We start from the raw sequence: 9,677 nt of genomic DNA, 5'->3' as shown, positions 1-9,677 counted from the left end.
AGATGGGAAAACACACTCGCATCATTGCCCCCCTATATGGCTCAAAGCTTACCTATGCAAGCGTATCCGATGCAGTGGCACCAGGGCAATTGAAAGTGGAAGACCTGAAAAAAGCAATGGAGATGGTGGAATGAAGAAGGTATTTGCAGTCCTTGGGAATCCCATAGAACATTCACTATCACCTATCATGCACAATTCAGCATTCGAAGCCCTGGACATGGACTGCACCTACCATGCATTCAGAGTTGAGAAGAACAACCTTGAAGATGCACTGCAGGGTGCAAAGGCCATGGGATTCGGAGGATTGAACCTCACAGTGCCCCTCAAAGAGACCGCCCTCAGTTTCGTTGATGCAGATCCCCTTGCTGCAAAGATAGGTGCGATAAACACCATTGACTTCAAGGACGGCATTAAAGGCTACAACACTGACGGCATTGGTGCAAAACGAACTATCGAGGATGAAGGTGTCGAGATTAAGGACAAGAATGTCCTGATCCTCGGAGCAGGCGGTGCTGCAAGAGCCATCGCATTCACATTTGCAGAAGCAGGAGCAATGGTGAACATTGCCAACCGAACCCCTGAACGTGCCATGCAGCTCGCTGCAGAGATCGGGGATGCAAGAGGATACGGGCTTGATATCGTTGACAAGGGCCTTGATGAGATTGATATTCTTATCAATACCACCACCGTAGGACTGGGCAATTCCAATGGAACCCTTGTGAGCGCGGAGCAGATGCATTCAGACCTTGCAGTTTTTGATATCGTTTACAATCCGCTTATGACGAAACTGTTGCAGGAAGCAGAGACCGCAGACGCAAGACCTATCACAGGCATTATGATGCTCGTATATCAGGGAGCTGAAGCCTTCCGTATCTGGACTGGAAGAGAACCACCCACAGAGATCATGAAGAGAACTGTCATGGAGGCATTGGACATATGAAAATGCTCATCATCGGCGGCACAGGAGAAATGGGGAAGTGGTTCACGAAGTTCTTTACTGATCACGGTTACGAAGTTGTGGTCTGGGGTAGCAGCGGAAAGACCGAGATAGCAAAACAGATGGGAGTTGAATTTGCATCAGACCTTGACGATGCAATCAGAACCTCAGATGTGGTGGTCATCACAGTACCAATAGACATTACTGCAGATGTTATCAGGGAGACAGCTCCGAAAATGAAAGCGGGAAGCTTGCTGATGGACCTGACCTCCATAAAGGCCGAACCTGTCAGGGCAATGAGAGAAACAGCACCTGAAGGCGTTGAGATCCTCGGCACACACCCCATGTTCGGACCATCCATTCCGACATTACAGGGACAGATAGTGATAATGAGCCCCACCAAAGGGCGATCTGAGAAGTGGTTCCCCATAATGCGAAACCTCTTCGAGGAAAATGGTGCACATATAGAGATTATCAAGCCCGAGGAACACGATAAGTTCGTCTCTGTTGTTCAGGGTCTGACACATTTTGCATACATAACAATAGGGAACACATTCAAAAGCCTTGATTTTGATGTTAGCATGTCACGGCGTTTCATGAGCCCTGTCTATGAGATAATGGTCGATTTCGTTGGCAGGATACTTGGGCAGAATCCCTACCTGTACGCGCACATACAGATGCAGAACGAACAGGTGTTAAAGGTCCATGAGACATTCATAAGTGAGTGTAACATCCTCTCTGAGATAGTCAGGGAACAGGACATTGAAGCATTCTGCAACAAGATGACAGAGGCTGCTGCTCATTTTAAGGACACACCATCCGCACTTCACCGATCGGACAAGCTCATCAATGCAAAAATATCCGAATTCGAGGAGATGATCGCATCTGTGGGAGTCGAAAGAGGCCTTTATCATAATTACTCAGGCGTCACACATGTGGGAACTATCAAGAAAGTGACACCAAGAGCAGTGATAATCTCCAAAGGTGGAAAGGACGTATACCTAAAGACAGAGAATGTCAGGCTGTACACCGAGAAGGAACTTAAGGGTTGGAAAGTGGAAAATCTCCCCCATCCAAAAAGGGATATTTCGGTATTGATACCTGCAGAGGCCGATGCATCGGTATTTGAGAAGGTCATCGATAATGATGAAAGGATAGTTTCGACCGAGATAATTGATACCTATTCGGGCATTTCCGATAACAGATTAAGTGTTACGTTCCGAATCACCATACTTGAAGAGAGCAACACAACAAAGATGCAGGTCGATGTTGAAAAACTCCTCTGTGGACTTGGTTGCGAGATACGAGGATGAACCTCTCCTATATATGCTATGAGGACAGAACAAATAGCCACATAAATAGAACACTACCTACGGTGATTATTTGAAAACTAATAACAAAGGGCTTAAAGCTGCCAATGTGCTCCCCGGAGGCATCGAGAAGTATCTCCGATTCTACAAAATGGGATTGTTCTTCATTTCCATCTTTGGGATATACCTGGGAATACAGGGACTTTATCTTATCATTGTAGAAAATAACTACATTCCAGGATTTTGCCTGTTCGGTGCAGCACTGCTGATATCACCACCGCCCATAGGGATATCCAATATGGTTGCCCGAAATCTCCATATGGAACTCACAATGGGAATAAAAGTGGGATTCTCCACACTATTGTTGGCAATCGCAGTGTATTTCCTTTAAAAAAAAGGGAATAAGATAAAAATAGTATATTGATGCCTTCCGGCATCACAAATTCTTTTTTAGATAAGACTGACAAGATCTTCAAGCGCAGCTTTTGGATCTTTGGCCTTTACAATGCCTGATGCGAGAAGCACACCAACTGAACCAAGTTCTATTGCAGCTTTAAGGTCCTCCCCTTTGGAGATACCTGCACCACAAAGCACCTTCACTGCTGTATCGATCCTCTCAACTGCTGCCACAGAACCTGTTACAACCTCTGGGTCTGCCTTTGATACAGGAATTCCAGAGCCTATAAGTTCCGGAGGCTCAACTGCAACATAGTCGGGGCCTAATGCCGCTGCTGCCGCTGTTGTTGCAATATTGTTAGTACAGATTATAGTGCGAAGACCTTCGCCTTTTGCTGCTGTCACAGAAGCTTCGATGTCAGCAAGTTTCAGTCTGCACTCCGAGTGATTGATAAGCGTACCCACAGCTCCGGCATCCTTTATGCACTTTGCAAAAGCATGTCCGGTAAAACTACCTGCTCCGACACCATCGAGATGCTGGGAATATACGGGAACATCGACCTGGGATGCGACCCTGTAGATATCACAGAACTGAGGTGCGATAGCGATAGCGATCCCGCTTGCTCCACCAACCTCTTTACAGGCACGAGCTATCCTTACGGCACCTTCACCGGTACCTTCGAGATATGTCTTTAGGTTCAATACGATCAAAGGTTTCAAACTACCACCCCTAAAAAAAAGAACGTGCGAAAGATCGCACGCTTAGAAATCGGTCATTATTCTGAACTGGTCGATCTCAGGCTTGTTCAAGCCTTCAATGAACTGGTCAGCTGCCTGCCTGACATCCTTTGAATTGGTGATAGCCCTGCCAACGACAAGGATATCAGCACCTGCTCCAAGTGCATCAGGGATAGTGTCAACACGTACACCACCAGCGACTGCCACAAGGATCTTGGAAGAACGCTTCACTGCAAGTGCCTTGATACCTTCGATACTGCCCCATGCGTGAGCGGTCTCCTCGATGTCAATTGCACGGTGTAGTTCAACTACATCAGGAAGTACGTCCAATTGTTCAAGGACAGCTACTGGATCAGGAGTGTTCAATGTATCCATGACAGCATAGATACCGGTCTTGTGTGCCTCTTCAATTACCTTGTTGAGTGTTGCGATAGGTGCAAGAGCGGATACTACAATAGCATCAGCGGTTGCATCAGCCACCATACGTGCCTCAAGGTTACCTGTGTCGAGGGTCTTAAGATCTGCAACGATGAACGCGTCAGGTCTGACCTCACGTATTTTGGTAATGACATCCACACCATAGCGTTTGATAAGAGGTGTACCTGCTTCCAGTATCAAGTGGTCGCTCTTTGGAAGCTGCTTGATGATATTTAGGATAACAGGAAGGTTTGGATTGTCAAGTGCGACCTGCAAGTATGGAGCATCCCAAAGTTTTGAGATCTTGAATCCCATGACAGCGTGTGCAGCCCTGTCCTTCTCATGAAGAACTGTGTCAATGTCAGGGAAACCGTCAAGTGCGCGTTTAAGTGCCAATTTCGTAGCTCCGTAATTGTACCTGTAGATACGGTTATAGTCCACTGCCTGCGGGTGAATGAAAACGCTTGCAATAATGACAAGGTCTTCTGCCTTTTCCTTAGGGATGAGTCCTTCTTCCACTGCATCAGCAACTGCCTTTGAAACAGCGGCCTGTGCAGGACCGAATATCTGTGAAGCCTGGTCCATTCCCTTAACGGTCACTTTTGGAACGATAAGAGTGGATGGCTTTGTAGGTAAGTTCGGGCGGATGACAGAAAGAACAGGAGTGTGACCTGCTGAAAGCTGGGTCATTCCTGTTGCGAATGCCTGTCCGACCGGCCCCTCCTTATCCCCGATCATAAGATCAACGTGTGCGAGCTCTGGTGCCTCGCCAATTAGTGCTTCTCCAATCAACATCATAGTTATCAATCCGCTAAATTGCTATGACTATATATATTAGTTCTGATGCAAAATTTGCAGCAAGGCATAAAATATAAAAAAGGTATCCCTAATTCATTATATATATTTGTAGAACAAATGGAATAATGTGATAATAGATATATATAACCACCTTATTAAAAAAAGGAACCTTACATTGATGTACCTGTTATCCGCAATAGTAGCCACATATTTCGCAAGTTGGCTACCTGATTTTGAGAACCTCATCGGCATAGAAGGTGCCAGAATCAGTTCAGTGGTATCATTTGGCGCACTGAACGGATGTCTCCTGGGACCTTTCTGGGGTGCCATCGCATCTTTTGCAGGCATAATGGGACATGTGATCATAAGACATCAAAGCCCTGATATGTTCCATCTTCTCACACCGTTCTTCGTAGCAATGGCTTCCGTTGTGACAGGACTGTGCATTACCAAAAAGGAGAAAGCTGCAATGGTATTGTTCAGCATACTTATCCTTGGGTGGTACATTACCCCAATAGGAAGGGAATTATTATACTGGCCATGGTTCCACATTTTAGTTCTTGGCGGCTTTATCCTATTTCACCATAAATATCGTAGCCGGACAGGAAATATATACACATTCGCATTTCTCCTATTTACGACCCTAATTGCCATCCTTGCAGACCACCTTGCTGGCAGCATAACAGCGGCAATTCTCTTTGACCTTCCCCCACAGATGTTCGCATCCGTGGTGACCATATATCCAATCGAGAGGATAACACTTGCATTTGCGGCTGCTGCGATAGTATATCTTTTAATTATTGCACTTCAGACCACACTAATGGAATCTGAGACATTTCAGGACAAGGTCGAAGAAAAAAAAATGGATGAGCTGTTCAGTTATGTTGATGATGTAAAAGATATCATCGATAAAGAGAACAGTAAATGATCTTTTTTAAAATAGAGAAACCATATTTGTGATCTTTGTTGATGATCAGGAAGTTATCTTGTCAAGAGATTCCATGACGCTGAAGATTTTCTGTGAGAACATATGATCCGGTTCCGTAAGTACCAAGACCTCATTATCACACCGGACAGCAACATCACACATACAGGGGATAGATACCAGAACCGGAAGATCGAACTTTTTACCTGAAAGGTCAGTGGGATTGTCACTATGACACATATTCTCAATAATATAACAATCCTTATCCAAAGGCACATAGACACCCCCAATGACCTGCTCCATCGATCTCTGCCTGGAAGCCCCGGGTCTACCCACCGAGATAACATGATCTGCAACCGCAATTGCATTGACAGAAGTAAAATCCACACCAGCACCAGTATCCAGAATAACAACATCGATACCTGCATTCGAAAGGTCCTTCTTAGCAGCCATCAAGAGTTTCAATGCTTTTGACTGCCATTTTCGATCCTTGCTTGAAACTTCACGCACAGCAAGAATATCAGGATTAGAATACCCAACATAGAACGCACCCTTGGTACCCATTTCCTTGCTGACATCCTTGATCACATCCATTACACCGTATCGCCCTTCAAAGATATCATTGACCCAGTGTTTAGCTTCAGGAAGCAGATAATTGAATGAACTAGGCGCCTTTAGATCAACATCCAAAAGGCACACGCTCTTTCCAACAGATGCATATGCAGATGCAAGATTAATTGCAAACGAGGTTTTTCCGGAACCGCCTTTATAAGAATGTACTGCAATTGTCAATGCCATATCCCTATCCCTTCAATATTGTAAAGTTTCAATTAGATAAATGATTAAACTTGTATATAAAATAATTCAAAGTAATAATTGACTAGTAATAAAGTTTACTTTACTTAAAATGATCTTATATATACCACATTTCAACTCAATAATCAGATTGCTTAACTTGTTTACTTACCCAGCCCTTCGCCAATACTAAAATATACTTTCCTACCATTCCTGCTCTTTGCAACATGACCCATTCGTACCAATTGGTTCAAATAATTGCTTTCAACCGCTCTCTCTTTATTGGTTTTCTCCGCAAGCTCGTCCGCTGTAGCCGAACCCAGCTCAAAAAGGGCTGTTGCAGTCGTACGTAAATGGTCTGGCAAAGTGAGCAATGTCATAACATCCAGAACATCTAAGATACCATCATCCGGTTCGTTATCAGATGATCCCTGGATAAGGATACGATCCAGTTTGCCACTGATCTCACGAAGGAGCCTGATCATTTCTTCAGTTGATGAATTATCGGTCATATGATCCCGCCAATATTATTATTGGATAGCATATATAGAATAAAGGAACAATTATACCAATCACGACATCCTTTAATATAAATGTATTGAAGGCTTACAGTAATACAACAGATTAAAAAAAAACAAAATAAATGAAAGATATTAGCAATTCTTCATATCATTTTTGACATATATACACCATCGCGATAATATCCAAACTTGCGATAATACTGCCTTACACCAATGCCACTGATAATAGAGATCTTTGAGTAACCTGCCTCTTTTGCCAGAAGTTCTGCGTTCCCCAACAGTTCAGCACCATAGCCCTTATGCTGCCAGTCCATACCCTCAGCACCTTTGCCCACCGGGACCATAGAACCATACACATGAAGCTCCCTTACCAGTGCAGCATCCTGCAATTCCTCCCTGTGAGGTGTATTCGGGAACCGAAGACGTAAGAAACCTATCAGAATATCAGTACTTATATCCTCGAACGAAAGGAAATGTTCCTTTCCGCCACAGGAATCATAGGTATCGATGGTAAGCTCTATACTATCAACATCAGGTTCATTCCCTTTGAGGACATTATGACCGACTTCCCTGCAACGGATACACTTACACTTAACACCCCTTGACTCAAGACGTTCCTTCGCAAGCTGTCTGACATTGCTTTTTTTCACACCTGCGAATATCTGCGGGGACGGGATATCCCTCTGTATACGCTGCATACGGACCCACTTAGGCAGAATTGCCTTGATATCCGCCAGAAGCTCGATGGCATCCTCATCATCAAGAGCCTCATATTCCCCTCTCGCCCACATATCATAGAGTTCAGTACCTTCCGTCACCAGTGTAGGATATACCTTTAGATAGTCCGGCATGAAATTACTATCAGAGAACAGCTTTTTGAATCCCCGAAGGTCCCTTGCAGAGTCCATCCCCGGAAGATGAGGCATCATATGGAAACCTACCTTCAGTGCACTATCACGTAGCACCCGGTTCGAATCCACCGAGTCCTGAACACTATGCCCCCTCCGCATCCTCTCAAGCACGAAATCATATACACTTTGCACACCGATCTCGACCTTGGTAGCACCCAGCTTAAGCATCCGGTCCACATGATCAGTATTTGTCCAATCCGGTCTTGTCTCAAAGGTTATACCAGTATTACGGACCATAGCGGTCTCGTTCGCCTTCTGGACATCTTCGACCGTCACATAAGGAACAGTATCCCCGATAACTTTTACATCTTCACGCCACTGAGTACCGGAAAAATCGTTCATGGCCTCAAGGCATCTCTTAGTGTACCATTCCTGATAATCGATAGCACGTGAAGAGAACGTACCACCCATGACAATAAGCTCTGCCTTGTCCACATCATGACCTATATGCTTTAACTGGGAAAGGCGGCCAGAAACAATGCGATAAGGATCGTACTCATATTGCATCGCCCTCATTGTGGCAGGTTCCCTGCCCATATAGCTTTGAGGAGAATTAAAAGAGGATTTCGGGCCCCCAGGACAGGGTATACAGATCCCATGAGGACATTCACAGGGAGAGGTCATTGCCGCTATGACCGCCACTCCCGAGATAGTCCGAACAGGCTTTCGGCGGAGAAGATCACGAACGAGCTTCTGCTCTTCATCCGTCCCCACCCTGATAATATCAGGATGTTTAGGAAGAGTGGACAACCTGAACTCCTTGCTGACAACCTTCTTCGCTTTGGTCAATTGCTTCTCGTCAGAGATCTCACCGTCAAGCACCATGTCCAGCAACTTTCGGCATGCGACCCTGAAATTATCATTAACTTCCGATGTCATATTCAAAACCAGATTCAATAAAGTTCCAGGACCAACTTCTCCAGATGGATCCGTGGATTCGCACTGTCGATGACCATGGCATCCGTGTCCGCGATCCTGCAGATAGCCCTTGCGACCCCATCCTCGCCCCTACCGGAGCCCACTACCACAGAATGTAACTGCTGCAACACCTCGCCCCCTGTAAAACCTTCTTCGATAAGAAGCGTATCTATCAGTTTTCGTGCATTCAGTATATCATGCTCAATAGCAGCATTATGAAGCTCGGTCACATTTTTGGACACATCCACTAACGCTTCCTCATAAAGGATATCCCCTGTGATGGTTTTTCCAGGATGGTTCATGACCGCGAACTGAAGTGTAAGAAGGGCTTTGGAAACATTACCCCCTGCATAATAAAGCAGAGCATCGTACCCATCATCCGATATAGAGATACCTTCCTTCTCTGCCACCGAGATCACAAATGCCCGGAGTGCATCGTCCGGCACATAAGTAAAGAACAGCTCCAGCCCTCTGGAACGCAAAGGAGCTATCAGTTTTGAAGGTTGCGTGGTGGATAATATGAACCTGCAGGTCCTGGTATATTTTTCCATCATGCGCCTTAAAGCGTGTTGGGCACTCGTTTCCAGAGATTCAACATTGTCGATGAATATTATCTTATAATCTGCATCTAATGAGCCCATGCCTGCAAATTCATTTATGACTTCCTTGAATATGGAAATAACACTGGAATATATCTTTTTGGGGTCATCGGTACCTATAATGTGAACAAAACGCTTATCCCTCACAAGATAGCGTTTCCCCTGATCAAAGAAATCAGAACCATTGAAGTAAGTGAAATTGTTCTCATAGTATTCCCCATAGAGCTCGTATGCCAAAGCGAACGCTGTGGAAGACTTGCCGGAATTCACCGGCCCATGAAAAACAAGATGCGGGAGGTTGCCCGAATCCACAAGCCGGACGAGAGAATTCACAGACTCCCCGTTCCCCACAATATCCTCAAGCTTCTGAGGCCGGTATTTTACAGTCCATAGATCCTTCATTGAACAACCT

General features: G+C 45.1%; 11 protein-coding genes. 5 read left to right on the top strand and 6 right to left on the bottom strand.

All coding sequences use genetic code 11. From position 1 onward, the window contains the following. From QAS77_RS00515 to QAS77_RS00500, 4 genes are all read left to right on the top strand, one after another. A partial coding sequence (locus QAS77_RS00515) for a type I 3-dehydroquinate dehydratase (RefSeq protein WP_305063764.1) occupies positions 1-134 on the top strand: 134 nt, incomplete at its 5' end. Next, positions 131-940 carry a shikimate dehydrogenase gene (locus QAS77_RS00510; protein WP_305063761.1) on the top strand — a complete coding sequence of 270 codons (810 nt, stop codon included), beginning with the start codon at positions 131-133 and terminating at the stop codon, positions 938-940. The genes QAS77_RS00515 and QAS77_RS00510, both read left to right, overlap by 4 nt. Continuing rightward, positions 937-2,250, top strand: a complete 1,314-nt coding sequence (locus QAS77_RS00505) for a prephenate dehydrogenase (protein WP_305063760.1) — start codon at positions 937-939, stop codon at positions 2,248-2,250. Before QAS77_RS00510 ends, QAS77_RS00505 begins: the two co-directional genes overlap by 4 nt. A 70-nt stretch (positions 2,251-2,320) precedes the next feature. After that, entirely contained in the window at positions 2,321-2,638 is a 318-nt protein-coding gene (locus QAS77_RS00500) for a hypothetical protein (protein ID WP_305063759.1), read from the top strand. A 59-nt stretch (positions 2,639-2,697) separates the two neighbouring features. Here QAS77_RS00500 and tpiA read toward each other — a convergent pair whose 3' ends face one another. Both tpiA and QAS77_RS00490 read right to left on the bottom strand, forming a co-directional pair. After that, positions 2,698-3,363: a triose-phosphate isomerase gene (gene tpiA / locus QAS77_RS00495; protein WP_305063758.1), complete on the bottom strand. Its 666-nt coding sequence runs from the start codon at positions 3,361-3,363 to the stop codon at positions 2,698-2,700. Between the two features lie 42 nt (positions 3,364-3,405). Continuing rightward, the gene (locus tag QAS77_RS00490) at positions 3,406-4,596 is read right to left on the bottom strand and encodes a bifunctional 5,6,7,8-tetrahydromethanopterin hydro-lyase/3-hexulose-6-phosphate synthase (protein ID WP_250866875.1); all 1,191 of its coding nucleotides are present in this window, start codon (positions 4,594-4,596) and stop codon (positions 3,406-3,408) included. Between the two features lie 127 nt (positions 4,597-4,723). On the opposite strand from QAS77_RS00490, the gene QAS77_RS00485 reads away from it, so the two are divergent. After that, positions 4,724-5,524, top strand: a complete 801-nt coding sequence (locus QAS77_RS00485) for a hypothetical protein (protein WP_305063757.1) — start codon at positions 4,724-4,726, stop codon at positions 5,522-5,524. A 45-nt stretch (positions 5,525-5,569) separates the two neighbouring features. On the opposite strand, the gene QAS77_RS00480 is transcribed toward QAS77_RS00485, so the two are convergent. From QAS77_RS00480 to QAS77_RS00465, 4 genes are all read right to left on the bottom strand, one after another. Continuing rightward, positions 5,570-6,319: a MinD/ParA family ATP-binding protein gene (locus QAS77_RS00480; RefSeq protein WP_305063756.1), complete on the bottom strand. Its 750-nt coding sequence runs from the start codon at positions 6,317-6,319 to the stop codon at positions 5,570-5,572. A gap of 161 nt (positions 6,320-6,480) precedes the next feature. Beyond that, positions 6,481-6,828, bottom strand: coding sequence for a helix-turn-helix domain-containing protein (locus tag QAS77_RS00475; protein WP_305063755.1), 348 nt, complete (start codon positions 6,826-6,828; stop codon positions 6,481-6,483). Between the two features lie 152 nt (positions 6,829-6,980). Then, on the bottom strand, positions 6,981-8,627 hold the full coding sequence (locus QAS77_RS00470) for a tRNA uridine(34) 5-carboxymethylaminomethyl modification radical SAM/GNAT enzyme Elp3 (RefSeq protein WP_305063754.1): 1,647 nt from the start codon (positions 8,625-8,627) through the stop codon (positions 6,981-6,983). Between the two features lie 14 nt (positions 8,628-8,641). Continuing rightward, positions 8,642-9,667: an AAA family ATPase gene (locus QAS77_RS00465; protein WP_305063753.1), complete on the bottom strand. Its 1,026-nt coding sequence runs from the start codon at positions 9,665-9,667 to the stop codon at positions 8,642-8,644. Positions 9,668-9,677: the final 10 nt, after the last annotated feature.

It is taken from the genome of Methanococcoides sp. (assembly GCF_030594565.1).
In the GTDB taxonomy this organism is placed as follows: domain Archaea; phylum Halobacteriota; class Methanosarcinia; order Methanosarcinales; family Methanosarcinaceae; genus Methanococcoides; species Methanococcoides seepicolus.
The sequence above is the reverse complement of the archived record's forward strand: the minus strand, read 5'-3'. Positions and strand labels throughout refer to the sequence as shown.

Bases quoted from the DNA above. Each gene is read 5' to 3' on its own strand.
- QAS77_RS00470 (WP_305063754.1), bottom strand. From the start codon at position 8,627: ATGACATCGGAAGTTAATGATAATTTCAGGGTCGCATGCCGAAAGTTG.
- QAS77_RS00510 (WP_305063761.1), top strand. From the start codon at position 131: ATGAAGAAGGTATTTGCAGTCCTTGGGAATCCCATAGAACATTCACTA.
- QAS77_RS00480 (WP_305063756.1), bottom strand. From the start codon at position 6,319: ATGGCATTGACAATTGCAGTACATTCTTATAAAGGCGGTTCCGGAAAA.
- QAS77_RS00475 (WP_305063755.1), bottom strand. From the start codon at position 6,828: ATGACCGATAATTCATCAACTGAAGAAATGATCAGGCTCCTTCGTGAG.
- QAS77_RS00465 (WP_305063753.1), bottom strand. From the start codon at position 9,667: ATGAAGGATCTATGGACTGTAAAATACCGGCCTCAGAAGCTTGAGGAT.
- QAS77_RS00490 (WP_250866875.1), bottom strand. From the start codon at position 4,596: ATGATGTTGATTGGAGAAGCACTAATTGGCGAGGCACCAGAGCTCGCA.
- QAS77_RS00505 (WP_305063760.1), top strand. From the start codon at position 937: ATGAAAATGCTCATCATCGGCGGCACAGGAGAAATGGGGAAGTGGTTC.